The 14,238-nt window shown below is 65.0% G+C and carries 17 protein-coding genes; 5 read left to right on the top strand and 12 right to left on the bottom strand.

Annotation, left to right across the window (positions count from 1 at the left end; genetic code table 11):
- Positions 1-21: 21 nt before the first annotated feature.
- Positions 22-468 carry a helix-turn-helix domain-containing protein gene (locus ACM9HJ_RS06950; RefSeq protein WP_416570983.1) on the bottom strand — a complete coding sequence of 149 codons (447 nt, stop codon included), beginning with the start codon at positions 466-468 and terminating at the stop codon, positions 22-24.
- 432 nt (positions 469-900) lie between these two features.
- On the opposite strand from ACM9HJ_RS06950, the gene ACM9HJ_RS06945 reads away from it, so the two are divergent.
- The 3 genes from ACM9HJ_RS06945 to ACM9HJ_RS06935 all read left to right on the top strand — a co-directional run bounded on the left by ACM9HJ_RS06945 (position 901) and on the right by ACM9HJ_RS06935 (position 2,930).
- Positions 901-2,151: an Hsp70 family protein gene (locus ACM9HJ_RS06945; RefSeq protein WP_416570982.1), complete on the top strand. Its 1,251-nt coding sequence runs from the start codon at positions 901-903 to the stop codon at positions 2,149-2,151.
- A 114-nt stretch (positions 2,152-2,265) separates the two neighbouring features.
- On the top strand, positions 2,266-2,484 hold the full coding sequence (locus ACM9HJ_RS06940; RefSeq protein ID WP_416570981.1) for a hypothetical protein: 219 nt from the start codon (positions 2,266-2,268) through the stop codon (positions 2,482-2,484).
- Between the two features lie 11 nt (positions 2,485-2,495).
- The gene (locus ACM9HJ_RS06935) at positions 2,496-2,930 is read left to right on the top strand and encodes a hypothetical protein (protein WP_416570980.1); all 435 of its coding nucleotides are present in this window, start codon (positions 2,496-2,498) and stop codon (positions 2,928-2,930) included.
- A 4-nt stretch (positions 2,931-2,934) separates the two neighbouring features.
- On the opposite strand, the gene ACM9HJ_RS06930 is transcribed toward ACM9HJ_RS06935, so the two are convergent.
- Both ACM9HJ_RS06930 and ACM9HJ_RS06925 read right to left on the bottom strand, forming a co-directional pair.
- Complete coding sequence (locus ACM9HJ_RS06930; protein ID WP_416570979.1) at positions 2,935-3,678, bottom strand: DUF599 domain-containing protein; 744 nt, start codon at positions 3,676-3,678, stop codon at positions 2,935-2,937.
- A 10-nt stretch (positions 3,679-3,688) separates the two neighbouring features.
- Positions 3,689-5,173, bottom strand: a complete 1,485-nt coding sequence (locus ACM9HJ_RS06925; RefSeq protein ID WP_416570978.1) for a pentapeptide repeat-containing protein — start codon at positions 5,171-5,173, stop codon at positions 3,689-3,691.
- A 163-nt stretch (positions 5,174-5,336) separates the two neighbouring features.
- Between ACM9HJ_RS06925 and ACM9HJ_RS06920 the strand changes: the two genes are divergently transcribed.
- Complete coding sequence (locus ACM9HJ_RS06920; protein ID WP_416570977.1) at positions 5,337-5,837, top strand: PaaI family thioesterase; 501 nt, start codon at positions 5,337-5,339, stop codon at positions 5,835-5,837.
- A gap of 151 nt (positions 5,838-5,988) precedes the next feature.
- Here ACM9HJ_RS06920 and ACM9HJ_RS06915 read toward each other — a convergent pair whose 3' ends face one another.
- Positions 5,989-6,354 carry a ribbon-helix-helix domain-containing protein gene (locus ACM9HJ_RS06915; RefSeq protein WP_416570976.1) on the bottom strand — a complete coding sequence of 122 codons (366 nt, stop codon included), beginning with the start codon at positions 6,352-6,354 and terminating at the stop codon, positions 5,989-5,991.
- Positions 6,355-6,549: 195 nt separating this feature from the next.
- On the bottom strand, positions 6,550-6,969 hold the full coding sequence (locus ACM9HJ_RS06910; protein ID WP_416570975.1) for a metallopeptidase family protein: 420 nt from the start codon (positions 6,967-6,969) through the stop codon (positions 6,550-6,552).
- A gap of 101 nt (positions 6,970-7,070) precedes the next feature.
- Here ACM9HJ_RS06910 and ACM9HJ_RS06905 point away from each other — a divergent pair, with 101 nt between their 5' ends.
- A complete protein-coding gene (locus ACM9HJ_RS06905; RefSeq protein ID WP_416570974.1) occupies positions 7,071-7,382 on the top strand; it encodes a 4a-hydroxytetrahydrobiopterin dehydratase in 312 nt (103 codons plus the stop codon).
- A 120-nt stretch (positions 7,383-7,502) separates the two neighbouring features.
- On the opposite strand, the gene ACM9HJ_RS06900 is transcribed toward ACM9HJ_RS06905, so the two are convergent.
- The 7 genes from ACM9HJ_RS06900 to ACM9HJ_RS06870 all read right to left on the bottom strand — a co-directional run bounded on the left by ACM9HJ_RS06900 (position 7,503) and on the right by ACM9HJ_RS06870 (position 14,145).
- Positions 7,503-8,426: a 5'-methylthioadenosine/S-adenosylhomocysteine nucleosidase gene (locus tag ACM9HJ_RS06900; protein WP_416570973.1), complete on the bottom strand. Its 924-nt coding sequence runs from the start codon at positions 8,424-8,426 to the stop codon at positions 7,503-7,505.
- Positions 8,427-8,525: 99 nt separating this feature from the next.
- On the bottom strand, positions 8,526-10,388 hold the full coding sequence (locus ACM9HJ_RS06895) for a DUF885 domain-containing protein (RefSeq protein ID WP_416570972.1): 1,863 nt from the start codon (positions 10,386-10,388) through the stop codon (positions 8,526-8,528).
- An 81-nt stretch (positions 10,389-10,469) separates the two neighbouring features.
- Entirely contained in the window at positions 10,470-11,156 is a 687-nt protein-coding gene (gene dnaQ / locus ACM9HJ_RS06890) for a DNA polymerase III subunit epsilon (RefSeq protein WP_416570971.1), read from the bottom strand.
- Between the two features lie 5 nt (positions 11,157-11,161).
- Positions 11,162-11,785, bottom strand: a complete 624-nt coding sequence (coaE, locus tag ACM9HJ_RS06885) for a dephospho-CoA kinase (protein ID WP_416570970.1) — start codon at positions 11,783-11,785, stop codon at positions 11,162-11,164.
- Positions 11,782-12,627, bottom strand: coding sequence for a shikimate dehydrogenase (locus ACM9HJ_RS06880; protein WP_416570969.1), 846 nt, complete (start codon positions 12,625-12,627; stop codon positions 11,782-11,784). Before ACM9HJ_RS06880 ends, coaE begins: the two co-directional genes overlap by 4 nt.
- A 16-nt stretch (positions 12,628-12,643) precedes the next feature.
- A complete protein-coding gene (locus ACM9HJ_RS06875) occupies positions 12,644-13,258 on the bottom strand; it encodes a Maf family protein (RefSeq protein WP_416570968.1) in 615 nt (204 codons plus the stop codon).
- Entirely contained in the window at positions 13,258-14,145 is an 888-nt protein-coding gene (locus tag ACM9HJ_RS06870) for a pyruvate, water dikinase regulatory protein (protein WP_416570967.1), read from the bottom strand. Before ACM9HJ_RS06870 ends, ACM9HJ_RS06875 begins: the two co-directional genes overlap by 1 nt.
- Positions 14,146-14,238: the final 93 nt, after the last annotated feature.

Below are 14,238 nucleotides of genomic sequence, written 5' to 3'. Positions count from 1 at the left end.
TCTCCGATCCGGTTCGGCTAATCAATCGTCCACATATGGACCATCCCGCGGCCCAGGGCGAGGGGTTTGGACATGATTGCCCGATAAATCCGCCTTATGCCCGTTCGGGGACAGCGGCCGTCCCCCCAACAGGGCCAGCAAGGCCGATAATTGCGCCGGGGCAAGCCGGGCGATGTCGCGGGCCAGCAGGTTGGCCACCAGCGTATGGTCGGGCGACAGGCCGGCCGTGTCCACCGTGGCACGCGGATCGCTGAGGGCGGCCAGCCGCTCCATCTCCTCCGCGGCATCCCAGATCAGGCCGAAATAGGTGCAGATCTGACGCAGCAGCATGGGCGACGGCGTGCCCTTGTGGCCATGTTCCAGGGCGGAGAGAAAGGCCGAGGAAATCTCCAGCTCGTCCGCCATCTGCTTCAGGCTGGCACCCTTGGCCGCACGAAGCTGGCGGACACGCTCACCAAACGGGGTCATTCTCTATCAGCGCCGATCACGGGACAGGAAGAGGCAGAATAGCGGCGAAAGTGTTCGCCCGCAAAGCTTCCGGCCCTGCACGCATGACGCGTGAAACCAGCGGTTCGAATACACTTTTCTGCTTGATCGGCGGCTAGCGATCCCCCGAAATGAAATGACGGGCCGCAATCAAGCGACCCGTCATTGGAGGAACGGACATGCACAAGATGTCCCTTCTCCTGGTGTTCCGGTTTCCGCTCTGGCGGCGGCGTGTCATCCACGTCACCGTCATGATCGGCCGGACCTAGGAGTGGGCGGGTCGGGGAGGCAACCCCGGCCCGCCTGCTTCCTTGTATAAGCCAAACCCATCCCCGAGTCGATAGGCGCTTGACGCCACCGCCCCCACCCCTTACAACCTCGCCCCTTTTGGCCGGGTTGGTAGGGTTGGCGATCATGGTGGCATGCGGTCTGGATTTCGGCACCTCCAACTCCACGCTGGGCGTGGCGGATGGGGCGGGTGCGCGCATGCTGGCGCTGGAGGGCGATCACGACACGCTGCCCAGCGCCATCTTCTTCGATTTCGAAACCCACCGGCCCGCCTTCGGCCGCGCCGCCATCAATGCCTATGTCGCCGGGGGCGACGGGCGGCTGATGCGATCGATCAAGTCGGTGCTGGGCACCAGCCTGATCGATGAGGAAACGCTGCTGGGCCGCCGCCGCGTCGGCTTCCGCGAAGTGATCGGCCTGGTCATCCGCCACATCAAGGAGGAGGGCGAGCGCCGGACGGGCAGCGAGCTGACCCATGTCGTCCATGGGCGGCCCGTGCATTTCGTCGATGGCGACACAGCGGCCGACCGGCGGGCGGAGGATGCCCTGGCGGATATCGCCCGGGCCAGCGGTTTCAAGGATGTCAGCTTCCAGTACGAGCCCATCGCGGCCGCACTCGCCTATGAGGCGCAGATCAATGACGAGCAGATCGCCCTGATCGCCGATATCGGCGGCGGCACCTCGGACTTTTCCATCGTGCGCATCGGTCCTGACCGGGCGCGGCGGACGGAACGGGCCGACGATATCCTGGCCAATGACGGCTTGCGCATCGGCGGCACGGATTTCGACCGGCTGTTGAGCCTGGAGGCGGTGATGCCGCATCTGGGCTATCGCTCACCCTTGCTGCGCCAGGGGCTGCTGACGCCCAACCATCTTTATGTGGATCTGGCCACCTGGGCCAAGATCAACTTCCTGTACAGTCCCGCCGTGCTGGCCGATGTGGAACGGCTGGTGAAGGAGGCCAGGCATCCGCAGCTGATCCAGCGGCTGCTGACCGTGCTGGAGCATCATTTGGGCCATGCGCTGGCCATGAAGGTGGAAGCGGCGAAGATCGAGCTGTCGGGTGCCGCCAGCATCGATATCGACCTGTCCATCGTGGAGAAGGGCCTGGATGCACCGGCCACGCGCGGCCGGCTGGCCTCGGCCGTGTCCGATCCGGTGGAGCGGCTGGGGGCGATGACCACGGACTGCCTGCGCCAGGCCGGGCTGAAGCCCGATCAGGTAGATGCCATCTTCCTGACCGGTGGTTCCACCCTGCTGCCCGCCGTGCGCGGCGCCATCACCGGGGCCTTGCCCGAAGCCCGCATCGTGGAGGGCGACAAGTTCGGCGCCGTGGGCCTGGGCCTGACCATCGAGGCGGGGCGGCGTTACGGCTGAAGCTTGAAGCGGTGGGGATGTTCCTGTATTGTTCCTGTCGTCGGTATTAGGCTCAAAAAAAACAGATTCGTACATATCTGTGCGACGATGCTATAGCTGACAGGAACGTTCCAAATGGGGGCGAGCGAGTTTTTGCGAGCCGTAAAGGCCGTTGGAAAACGACGAAGCGTCAATGTCCATTTCGACGCCCGACATGGGAAAGGTAGCCACGGCCGCCTTTATTACGGCGACAAGTCTACTACCTTGAAGGGCCTGACCAAGGAAATTGGCCCGGGTCTCCTGGCCCAGATGCTTTCAGAGCTGGGCTTGGAAAAGAAGGACTTGCTGGGCTGAAGGACTAAACGATGCGATACGCCTATCCTTATGTGCTTACAGAGGAAGGTGGGTTCTGGATGGCCCGCTGTCCGGATGTGCGCGGAGCAGCCACCGATGACCGGGAAAAAGCCGAAGCCGTGTCGGAACTACCGGACGCTCTGGTCGCAGCTTTGGGTGCCGTCATGGAGCTTGGGCAACCCATCCCCATTCCAGGCTCGGCCTGTCCCCCAGGCCAAGTGATTACCCTGCCTCCACTGGCTGCTGCCAAGCTCGCCCTTTATGAAACGATGCGGGCCAGAGGCATGAACAATTCCGAACTGGCCCGGCAATTGGGCTTGCAGGAAAATGCTGTCCGACGGCTGTTGGATCTGGACCATCGCAGCCATATTGACAGCGTGCAGGAGGCTCTGGCCGTGCTGGGCCGACGGCTGGTGGTGGAGGATGTGCCGCTGAACGCGGCCTGACCCGTCACATCCCGCCCTGCCCCTTTGTGCCTTGCGGCCGTTCGCCCATGCCATGGGCGGAGTAGCGGGCCACCGCGTCGAAGGCGGCTGAACGGAACTGCCGGCGCCAGAGGACATAGGTCACCAGCGCCACCAGGGCGATGAAGACGTAGGGATGGACCATCCAGCCCAGGCTGGCGAAGGAATAATAATAGCCGCGCAGGCCGCGGTTGAAGCTGGTGATGGCCAGGGTCATCATCTTGGCCGCCGCTTTGGCCGTGGTCAGCGCCTCTTCACCGGGCTCCAGCGGAGCCCCGCCGATCAGGGCGATCGTGTAGTTGAATTGCCGCACCGCCCAGGTGAAGCAGAAGAAGCTGTAAACGAAGATGGCCAGCAGCAGCAGCAGCTTCGCCTCGAACAACCCCCGCTCCGTTGGCTGGGTGAAGCCCAGTTCCATCACCACCTTGTGGGAACTTTCGGCCGAGGCCAGCACGCCCAGCAAGCCGGCCAGCACCAGCACCGTGGTGCTGGCGAAGAAGGACACCGAATGGATCAGGTGGCCCACCAGCATGCTGTCCATGACCCGGTTGTCCCGGTACAGCATATTGGTCATCCAGCGGATGCGGATGCGCAACATATGCTGGTTCAGGCTGGTCGGTGATCCCGACCGCCGGTCGGTCAGCCAGCCATATCCCCACCACAGCGCCACGAACCAGCCCAGCGCCGCCCAGTCCATCGGGGTCAACATGGTGAACAGCGGCGGTATCACGGGAAAACCCTCATCCCAGGCGGTAACGCGGTGCCACCAGCCCGTTGAGATAGGTCTTCAACTCGGGCGTCAGCGGCTCGAATTTCAGTGACACGGAACGGGTACCGCCGTCCAGGCCCATGACCCGCGCCTGCACCGGAACCGGTTCCCCACCGCCCGGTGCGGCCACCAGCAGCGTGACCAGTTCGCCTTCATTATACTGCGCCGGGTCGGCATCCAGCGCCATGCCGCCGAAGGACCAGTTGCGGGTGCGCGCCGTGCCCTTGCGGCTGCCCACGGCCAGGGCCGGGTGCACGAAACGGCGCAGGCGGCGGCGCTGACGGGCATCGCCGTCGGTGGCACGGGTGGCGCCGGCCAGGTCGGCCCCGCGCATGTTGACGCCGGTGGTGATGGCCCCAGCCAGGTCGGCCTTGCGCAGGATGGCGCCCGACAGGGTGGCGTTGGTCAGGTCGGCACCACGCAGGTTGGCCCCGTCCAGATTGGCCGGCCAGGTACGCCCGCCCGATAATGTCTGGGCCGTCAGATCCACACCCGCCAGATGCGCGCCCGACAGGTTGGCCCGGCGCAAGGTGGCGCCGGCCAGCACCGATCCGTCCAGCACCGCCTGCGACAGGTCGCTATAGGACAGGTCGGCCATTTCCAGCCTGTTGTCGGCCCAGTCGGCGGAGATCAGCCGGCAGCGGCGCAGCCGGGCGCCAGCCAGGTTGCGGCCGTGCAGGACCATCGGGTCCAGTTCCGCCATGTCCAGGTCCAGGCGATTGCCCTTGGCCCCGCCGGTTTCGATCCATTGCTCATGCCCATCGACCAGCCTGGTCAGTTCCGCCACGGGGATACGGCGACGCGGCGGTTCGGCGATCATGGTGGCGGTACCGTCGGGCACATGCCGGCCGCGGGACAGCGTCTCGCTGTCCACCACCGTGCCGGCCAGTTGCGCCCCCGACAGGTTGGCCCCTGTCAGATCGACACCCAGCATCACGCATTTCGACAGGTCGGCCCCCGCCAGATCGGCATCCATCAGGTCGGCCCCGGTCAGGTCGCAACCGGTCAGCTTGGCCGAACAAAGGATCGCACGTTCCAGCCGCGCCTCGGTCAGCACGGCGGCCCCGTCGCGCTTTGTGGTCCCGCTGCTGTCGGACAGGGTGCCGGACCGGAAATCCGCGCCGCGCAAGATGACGTCGTTCAAGGTGGCGCGGTGCAGGTTGGCGCCACGCAGATCGGCGCCGGAAAGGTTGGCGCCCGTCAGTTCCGTCCCTTCCAGATCGGCGCCGAACAGGTCGACGCGGGCCAGATCGGCCCCCTCCAGGTTGCAGCCCGACAGGTTGGCACCGGCCAGCTTGGCCTCCGCCAGACGCGCACCCTTCAGGGCCAGGCCCGACAAATCCTGGAACTGCAATTCCGCGCGGCGGCCGCCCTTGCCGTCAAGCCATTGACGGTGAAGTTGGAATTCCTTGCGCAGGAAGTCCAGGTCGCGGATCGGCGGTGCATGCTCGGTCATGGTCGGGGCCCTGGTTGAACCAGCGTCATTGCCTGAAAGGCTTACACCCTACGCTAGAGGATGAGGCATAACAATGCGGTGCGGTGATGTGTGCCGCGAATGGTTGACCCGCTCTGTGCTTCACCTATAATACGATCGTTCGTTCTTTTATGGATGGAGCATCATGACCCGCCGTACCCGCACCTATGACTGGGACGCCACGCCGCTGGACCCCGCCCTGCTTACCACCCTGCCCGGGATCGAGATCGTGCGCCGCATCGCCAGGGGCGAGTTGCCGGCGCCCAGCATGGCCGCCACCCTGGGCATGTCGTTGCTGGAAGGCGAGGTGGAGGAGGGTCGCGTGGTGTTCGAGGGCGAGCCTGCCGACCATGTGCTGAACCCGCTGGGCACCGTCCATGGCGGGTTTGCCGCCACGCTGCTGGACAGCGCCATGGGCTGCGCCGTGCATACGCTGCTGCCGCGGGCCACGGGCTATGGCACGGTGGACCTGAAGATCAGCTTCCTGCGCCCCATCCTGCGCGATGCCGGTGTGGTGCGGGTGGAAGGCAAGGTGATCAATGCCGGCCGTACGCTGATGCTGGCCGAAGGCAGGCTGGTCGGCCGCGACGATGGCCGGCTCTATGCCCACGGCACCTGCACCTGCTTCGTCCAGGGGGGCAAGTGAAGCCGAAGGTCATTACAATGAGCTTTGGAGGTCGGCGACCGCCGGCCCGCGCCCCCATGGGCGCGTAAGCCAAACCCACGGATGTGGGTGCCCGGGGTATGAGGGAACCGGAAGATTCCACCTTCTCTATTATGTTTTCATCTTCTAGTAGTCATAGCGGCGGGCTGGCGGCCCCTGGCTGCAGGGCCAGGGCGGCGGCGATGATGTCGATGTCACCCCTGCCGTGACCGGCCCTGGCATGGCCCTCCTCGGTCGAGGCCAGGCGGTAATAATTGACCAGGAACACCCGGATGGCCGCCGTCAGGGACGCGGCCCCCGGCTTCCTCTCCACGATGCGGGTGCAGATATCGTGGACATTTTGTCCTTCGCGCCCCGCGACATCCGCCAGCGCATCCCACATTTCCGGCTCCATCCGGAGACTGGTGCGCTTGCCCAGGACGACGACATTGCGGATGACCAGGGTGCTGCTGCCATCGGGCAGCTCTTCAGCTGAAAATCGCTTGGAACGCGGCGGCACGGATGCCTCCTTATGACTGATCCAGGAACGGGTGGCCGCATAAATCAATATGCAGACACATAAACCTATATGTCACGTCATATGACCTGATCAATCAAAATCAATCTTGGGTAAGTTGCGTCCGGTTGTGACAAAGGCCACGCACGCGCATGGCCCATGCGACACACCATCAAGATGGTGCAAAAAGAGTGGATTTCAGTCGGTTTCCGCGTCGGCTGCGGCTTCCAGCGCTTCCATGTCGGCATCGCTGAAACCGAAATGGTGGCCAACCTCGTGGATCAGGACATGGCGGACCAGATGGTCCAGATCCTCCCCCGTCTCGCACCAGTAATCCAGGATGGGCCGGCGATAGAGGAAGATCAGGTCCGGCTCGATGCGTGGCTGGGTCATGCTCTGCCAGGGCATGCCGACACCCCGGTAAAGCCCCAGCAGGTCGAACGGACTTTCCAGGCCCATCTCCCGCTCCGTCTCCTCGTCCGGGAAATCTTCCACCCGGATCAGCACATTGCGGACATGGCTGCGCAGGGCCTCGGGGATGGCATCGGCCGCACGGGCGGCGATGGTTTCCATCTCCTCCAGGGTGGGCGCGGTGGTGAAGCGGCGAAGCGATGTCATGGGCATGGGTCCGGGCAAACGGGGTAGAGGGGCCAACGGCGGCTTGACGCCGGCCCTGGCCCGGTCCACCTAAAGGTCAATAATCTGGTGAGGAGGAAGAGATGACGCAAGCCCAATCCGGACGCCCGGTCAAGCTGGACGCGGCCGCGGTCGATGATGCCCTGAAGGGCCTGCATGGCTGGACCCTGCGCGAGGATGGTGCGGCCATCATCAAGGGCTTCCGCTTCAAGGATTTCAACGAGGCCTTCGGCTTCATGACGCGCGTGGCCATCCTGGCCGACAAGATCGACCACCATCCCGAATGGTTCAACGTCTATAACCGCGTCGATGTCACCCTGAACACCCATGATGCCGGCGGCATCAGCCGCCTGGACATCGAGATGGCGGGTTTCATGGACCAGGCGGCGCGCTGATATACATGTTCCGATGATCGTTATCGATCATCGGCCTCAAGCGCCGGCGCCCACATCCGTGGGCTTGGCTCACGCGGCACGTGCCGCGCGGCGGCGGTCGCCGCCGTACCGATCCCCGATTTATCCGGGATTGGCTGCAACCGGCATCGCCGCCAGGAACGCCGTCACCACCTTGGCGGCATTGCTGGCGGCCAGCGCCATGAAGGTGTGCATGCGGTTCTCATCCGGATCGGCACCCGCCAGATCGGAGACGGACCGGAAGATGATGTAGGGCACGCCGTTCTGTTCCGCGACCAGCGCCACGGCGGCACTTTCCATATCCACGACATCAGCGCCGACCGTACCGTGCAGATAGGTGCGCCAGCCGGCATTGTCCATGAAGGCCGGGCCCGACACCCCATCGCCGCCCAGCACCGTCTTGGGTTCGGTTGCCAGACAGGTCTTGTTGGCGGCACATTTGTCCAGTTTGACGCCGGGCACCACCTTGTCCGCCAGGGCCAGCAGCCCTGCATCGGCCTCGAACCAGAATTTGCGCAGGGGTTCGGTCTTGCCGGCCTGACGGACATAGGCGTTGGATGGCTGGATCACGCCATAGGCCGGATAGGGCAGGCTGGCCCAGGGGGCGGGCTGCAATTTGCCGTCGGCCCCTTCCCGCACGAAATGGCTTTCCAGATACTGGCCCCAGCGGCGCGGCACGGTGACATCACCGATATGCAGGGCCGGGTCCAGCCCGCCGGCAATGCCGCTGAACAGCAGCGCATCGACCTTGAAGCGGTCGATCAGCATCTGCGTGGTCATCGCCGCATTCACCATGCTGACGCCCGACAGGACCAGCACCACCGGCCGGCCCGACAATGTGCCCAGGGTGAAATCCACCCCGTTCACACTGACCATCTTCTTGTCCCTGGTGGCGGCCAGCAGGGTGACCAGTTCCGGTGCGAAGGCCGACATCACCGCCGTGCGCGGCGTGGCGTCCAGCAATTCCGCCCGCGCCGGCGCCAGAACGAACAGCAGGGTCAGCAGGGCGGTGATCAGCCGGGTCATCAAGGCGCCATCCATGTTGCGGTGCGAGATGGGCATGGTGGCGACAGGTCAAACCCGCGTCAATGGGGAGAGGCTCGGGGCCCCTCCCCTTTTGGGTTCTCAGCCCTTCTTCACCTTGATCCAGGCTTCCACCTGTTCGCCCAGCACCTCCAGCGGCACGGCCCCGGTGCGCAGCACCAGGTCGTGGAAGGCGCGCAGGTCGAACTTGGCCCCCAGGGCCTGCTTGGCCTTGTCCCGCAGGTCCAGGATCTTCAGCATGCCGACATAGTAGGACGTGGCCTGGCCGGGGCTGACGATATAGCGGTCGACCTCGCGGATCACCTGGTCGCGGTTCAGGGGCGTGTTTTCCACGAAATAGGTGATGGCCTGTTCGCGGGTCCAGCGCTTGGCATGGATGCCACTATCCACCACAAGCCGCACCGCCCGCCAGATCTGCGTCGTCAGGCGGCCGAAATCGGCATAGGGGTCCTGGTAGAAGCCATATTCCTTGGGCAGGCGTTCCGCGTACAGGCCCCAGCCCTCGATATAGGCGCCGAAGAAGCCATAGCGGCGGAAATCCGGCACATCACCCAGTTCCTGGGAAATGGCGATCTGCATGTGATGGCCGGGGATCGCCTCGTGATAGACGATGGCATCGGCCTGCCATTTGGCCATTTCCCGCATGTCGGCCAGGTTGGCGTAGAAGATGCCGGGACGCGACCCGTCGGGCGAGGGCTGGTTGTAGAAGGCGGGCGGCGCCGACTTCTCCCGATAGGGTTCCACCCGCTTCACGATCACCGGCGCCTTGGGCTTGGTGATGAACCATTCATCCAGGCGCTTGCTGTAATCGCCGATCACCTTTTCGCAATGCGCCAGATAGGCGGCACGGCCGGCATCGTCATTGCTGAAATAGAATTGCGGGTCGCTGCGCAGATGTTCGAAGAACTCCCGCAGGGTGCCCTTGAACGCCACTTTCTGCATGATGGCATGCATGTCTCTCTGCAAAAGACCGACATGCTTCAGACCCAGCGCATGCACCTCGTCCGGGCTCATCTCTGTCGTCGTGCTGCTCTTCACGCAGAAGCGGTAATAGGCATCGCCGTCGGGCAGCTTCCACACGCCGTCATCCTGGGTGGCCTTCGCCTCCAGCTTGGCCACCGTGGCGTCCAGCGCCTCATAGGCCGGCTTGACCTTGGCGGTCAGGATGCCAGCGGCTTCGGCCACCAGCTTGTCCTTCTCCCCCTGCGGGATGGACAGGGCGGCGATCTTCTTCTTGAAATCGGCATAAAGCGCGCTGTCCGGACCCTGGTCGAACGGGGCGCCGGTGATGACGGAACGGATGTCCGGACGCATCTTGGTCAGGGAGAATTTCGGCGGCACCACACCACGCGCAGCCGCATCCTCCCCCCGACGGATGACGTTCTGAATGACGGCAGAGATGCCATTCAGGCGCGCCAGATAGGCACGGGCGTCGGAAATATCCTCCACCTCATGCTGGTTGGCCAGGAAACTGGGGATGCCGGTATGGCGGCCATAGAGATGGTTGATCGGATAACGCTGGTTGCGCCAGCGATGGGCCTCGATCTCCGCCTCGCACTGCGCCTCGAACAGCCGGAAATTCAGCGCGTCGGCCGCCGGCAGCGCCGACGGCTTCCACCCCTTGCGCAGCAGGTCCAGCGCCTGGCGGGTGCGGGCGATGGCGGCATCGGCGAAGGCGTCGCTGCCATCATCCCAACGGTCATAGGCGGTCTTGCGCCCCCGTTCCGTCTGCGTCTCCGGCGACAGCGACAGGTCGGCCTCGTACACTTCCGCGAAGAAGGCGTGAAGGGCGGTCGCGTCCGCATTGCCCTTGGGCGTCGCAGCATCGGACAGGGAGAGCGGGCCGGGCAGGCCCTGGGCCAGCACCGGCAGCGGCAGAGCGGTGGCGAACGCGAGGCCGGCCGTACCGGCCAGCAACTGGCGGCGGGAGATGCGGTGATGCATGGATCGCTGTTCCGTTGGTTGTTTTCTTGGGAACTTGATGACTAGCCCTGTTTCACATGAAACACAGGTTCCATTTCGGGATCACGACGCCAGCCAGGCGGCGTTTTTCAGCCCCTTCACAAACGCCTCATGCGCGGCCAGCTCATCGGCCGAGGGCGCATGGGCACGCGCCGGCCGGAAGGTGCGTTCCAGCTTGATCTGTCCGACATCGGTGGTCGTCTGTGTCTGTACCGGCCCGCCAGCAAGCACCAGGTCCGGCTGCCGCCCACCCATCAATTCCAGATACACTTCCGCCAGCAGCTGGCTGTCCAGCAGGGCGCCATGCAGGGTGCGGTTGGAATTGTCGATCTCGAACCGGCGGCAGAGCGCGTCCAGGCTGGCCGGCGCGCCGGGGAAGCGCTTGCGGGCGATCTTCACCGTATCGACCACGGGGTTGGTGAGCTTGGGCATGCCGATCCGCACCAGCTCCATATTCAGGAAGCCGATATCGAAGGAGGCATTGTGGATGACCAGCTGGCTGTCACCGATGAAATCCCGGAAATCACCGACCACGGCGGGAAATATCGGCTTGTCGGACAGGAAGGCGGATGAGAGGCCGTGCACCGCCTCGGCTTCCGCCGGCATGTCGCGTTCGGGATTCAGATAGCAATGGTAATGCTTGCCCGTGGCCACATGGTTGAACAGCTCGACACAGCCGATTTCCACGACGCGGTCACCGTTCAGCGGGTCGATGCCGGTGGTTTCGGTATCCAGTACGATCTCACGCATGCTTCTCACGCCTTCCGTGCGGGCGACCAGGCCTTGGCCTTTCGACCCTTCATGGCCGCCACGATGCGGCGCAGGTGGATCAGCGTCAAGCGCCGGCCGGCACCCGTGGGCACCACGAAATCCGCCCGCCGACGCTTCACCGCATCCGGCACCTGCCGGGCCAGGATATTGGCCAGCTTGGCCGGGTTCATGCCCGGCCGGGCCAGGACGCGCTGGCGCTGCAGATAGGCGGGGGCCGATACGACGATGACCGCATCCACCCGCCGCTCCCCCTTCGTCTCATAGAGCAGCGGGATATCCATCACCGCCACGGGCACATGGCGGCGGGCACAGCGTTTCAGGAAATCGTGGGCATCGGCGCGGGTCAGCGGATGCACCGCCGCCTCCAGCCGCTTCAACGCCGCCGGCTTGCCCAGAACAGCGGCCGACAGGGCCGTGCGGTCCACGGCACCATCCCGCACCGCGTCGGGAAACAGGGCCTGAACCTTGGCCACCGCCTTGCCGCCCCTGGCATAAAGGCGATGGACGCAGGCATCGGCATCATGCACGGGCACACCCAGACGGCGCAGCATGGTTGCCGCCGTGGACTTGCCCATGCCGATGGAACCGGTCAGGCCCAGGATGATCATCGCGGGTCCAGCACGAAGCGGCGCAGATCATCCGTCACCTGCGGATCACGCCCGAACCAGGCATGGAAGCCCGGCCGCGCCTGGTGCAGCAGCATGCCCAGCCCATCCACCGTCGGGTTGCCCCGCGCCGCTGCAGCTTCCAGCAGCGGTGTGACCAGCGGGACATAGACGATGTCGGTCACCACCGCCTGCAGCGGCAGGGCCGACAGGTCGATCTCCAGCGGCGGGTAGCCGTTCATGCCCTGGCTGGTGCTGTTGACCAGCAGCACGGCACCGTCCAGCGTCTGGTCGCGCCCGTCCCAGGCGCCCACCCGGATGCGCGGGTCGCCCAGATCGGCGGCAATTTCCGCCGCCCGCGCCTGGGTACGGTTCAGCAGGCGGATTTCCGGTGCGCCGGCATCCAGCAGCGCCACAACGATGGCGCGTGCGGCCCCCCCTGCCCCCAGCACCACCGACGGGCCGGTGGTGACGGACCAACCGGCCGGCACGCTGGCCACCAGGTTTTCCCAGAAGCCGAACGCATCGGTATTGCGGCCTTCCAGGGTGCCGTCCTCGGCCACGATGATGGTGTTCACCGCGCCTATGCGCCGGGCGCAGCCATGCAGCCGGTCGACGATGCGGAACGCCACCTCCTTGTGCGGGATGGTGACGTTGCAGCCCCGGAAACCCAGTGCCGGCAAGGCGCGGATGGCCTGTTCGGCCCGGTCGGGCGGTACGGCCAGCGGCACATAGGCCCCGTCGATGCCGTATTGGCGCAGCCAGAACCCGTGCAAAAGCGGGCTGCGCGAATGGCTGATGGGCCAGCCCATGACGCCCGCGACCAGCCCCTTACCCGTCAACATTCACGCTCTCTCCCGGTCAGGACGGCAGCACCCGCCGCACGCGCAGGAAATCCAGCAGCGGCAGCAGGGGCAGGCCCTGGATGGTGAAATGGTCGCCCTTCACCTTGTTGAACAGCTGCGCCCCCAGCCCTTCCACCTGATAAGAGCCGGCGCAGGACAGCACCACGTCGCCCGCCGCATCCAGATAGCGGTCGATGAAGGCATCGGACAAAGGCCGCATGGTCAGGGTGGCATGGTCGATATGGTGCCAGACGCGCACGCCATTGTGGAAAACCACCACGGCGGAATAAAGCGTGTGGGTGCGGCCCGACAGCAGGCGCAGATGGCCAGCGGCATCGGCCCGGTCCACCGGCTTGTCGAACCAGCGCCCGTCGCATTCCAGCATCTGGTCGCCACCGACCACATAGCCGGATGTGTATTTGCGCGCCAGCTTGGAGGCTTTCAGGTCGGCCAGGGCCTCGGCCACCTCCGGCGGCTTCATGCCGGCGGCCTTGCCGGAATGTTTGATCTCCTCCTCATCCACACGCGCGGCTTCGGCATGCACCTCAACCCCGGCGGCTTCCAGCATGCGGCGACGCGACGCGCTGGCCGAGGCCAGGATGACCGGTTCGGATGTCAGGAAGGCGGACATCAATCATCCCCCTGCACGCCGGGAACCGCCTGTGGCCGCCGGCGGGCCAGCAGCATCATCACTTCCGCCGCCGTCTCCTCGATCGACCGGCGCGAGACATCGATGACGGCCCAGCCCTTGCGCGTGAACAGGCGCCGTGCCTCCAGCAGCTCCTCCCGCACCCGTTCGGGATCGGTATAGCTGGTATCGTCGCCCTGGTTCAGCAGTTTCAGCCGGTTGCGGCGGATCTGCACCAGCCGTTCGGGATCCTTGGTCAGGCCCACGATCAGCGGCCTGGTCAGCTGGTCCAGTTCCGGCGGCAGTGGGATGTTGGGCACATAGGGGATGTTGGCCGCCTTGATGCCGCGATTGGCCAGATAGATGCAGGTCGGGGTCTTCGACGTGCGGCTGACCCCCACCAGGATGACGTCGGCATCATGCAGGCCCCAGGCGCTTTGCCCGTCATCATGGTTGAGCGCGAAATCCATGGCATCGATGCGGCCGAAATATTCGGCGGTCAGGGCATGCTGGCGCCCCGGCTTGCTCTGGCTCTGCTGGCCCAGATAATTGCCCACCGCCGCGATCAGCGGGTCCAGCACGGAGATGCTGGGGATCGACAGTTCCCGGCAGGTATCCTGCAACTTATGCCGCAGCTTCTCGTTCACCAGGGTGAACATCACCAGGCCCGGATGTTCGCGGATACCTTCCAGCACCATGTCCAGCTGACGTTCGGTGCGGACGAGGTTCCAGAAATGCTCGATCGGATGCACCTGGTCGAACTGGCTGACGCAGGCGCGGGCGACGGAATTGATCGTCTCCCCCGTCGCATCGGAAACCAGATGCAGGTGGAAATTCCGGGGGGCCGTGGGCGGCTTTATATGGCCGCCATGATGATCGCCGGGGTGCATCCTGTGGGCCGCTCCTGGGGATATGTCGGGGACGGATGTGTGTGAACGGGCAGGAAATGCGTAGCCGGGCTTTTCCATCCCTGGCAAGCCCGG

It is taken from the genome of Niveispirillum sp. KHB5.9 (genome assembly GCF_048066115.1).
In the GTDB taxonomy this organism is placed as follows: Bacteria; Pseudomonadota; Alphaproteobacteria; order Azospirillales; family Azospirillaceae; genus Niveispirillum.
The sequence above is the reverse complement of the archived record's forward strand: the minus strand, read 5'-3'. Positions and strand labels throughout refer to the sequence as shown.

Coding starts and splice junctions, on each gene's coding strand:
- ACM9HJ_RS06935 (WP_416570980.1), top strand. CDS start 2,496: ATGCGATACGCCTATCCTTATGTGCTTACAGAGGAAGGTGGGTTCTGG.
- ACM9HJ_RS06920 (WP_416570977.1), top strand. CDS start 5,337: ATGACCCGCCGTACCCGCACCTATGACTGGGACGCCACGCCGCTGGAC.
- ACM9HJ_RS06895 (WP_416570972.1), bottom strand. CDS start 10,388: ATGCATCACCGCATCTCCCGCCGCCAGTTGCTGGCCGGTACGGCCGGC.
- ACM9HJ_RS06950 (WP_416570983.1), bottom strand. CDS start 468: ATGACCCCGTTTGGTGAGCGTGTCCGCCAGCTTCGTGCGGCCAAGGGT.
- ACM9HJ_RS06875 (WP_416570968.1), bottom strand. CDS start 13,258: ATGTCCGCCTTCCTGACATCCGAACCGGTCATCCTGGCCTCGGCCAGC.
- ACM9HJ_RS06905 (WP_416570974.1), top strand. CDS start 7,071: ATGACGCAAGCCCAATCCGGACGCCCGGTCAAGCTGGACGCGGCCGCG.
- ACM9HJ_RS06880 (WP_416570969.1), bottom strand. CDS start 12,627: ATGTTGACGGGTAAGGGGCTGGTCGCGGGCGTCATGGGCTGGCCCATC.
- ACM9HJ_RS06945 (WP_416570982.1), top strand. CDS start 901: ATGGTGGCATGCGGTCTGGATTTCGGCACCTCCAACTCCACGCTGGGC.
- ACM9HJ_RS06940 (WP_416570981.1), top strand. CDS start 2,266: ATGGGGGCGAGCGAGTTTTTGCGAGCCGTAAAGGCCGTTGGAAAACGA.
- ACM9HJ_RS06925 (WP_416570978.1), bottom strand. CDS start 5,173: ATGACCGAGCATGCACCGCCGATCCGCGACCTGGACTTCCTGCGCAAG.
- ACM9HJ_RS06870 (WP_416570967.1), bottom strand. CDS start 14,145: ATGCACCCCGGCGATCATCATGGCGGCCATATAAAGCCGCCCACGGCC.
- coaE (WP_416570970.1), bottom strand. CDS start 11,785: ATGATCATCCTGGGCCTGACCGGTTCCATCGGCATGGGCAAGTCCACG.
- ACM9HJ_RS06900 (WP_416570973.1), bottom strand. CDS start 8,426: ATGACCCGGCTGATCACCGCCCTGCTGACCCTGCTGTTCGTTCTGGCG.
- dnaQ (WP_416570971.1), bottom strand. CDS start 11,156: ATGCGTGAGATCGTACTGGATACCGAAACCACCGGCATCGACCCGCTG.
- ACM9HJ_RS06910 (WP_416570975.1), bottom strand. CDS start 6,969: ATGACATCGCTTCGCCGCTTCACCACCGCGCCCACCCTGGAGGAGATG.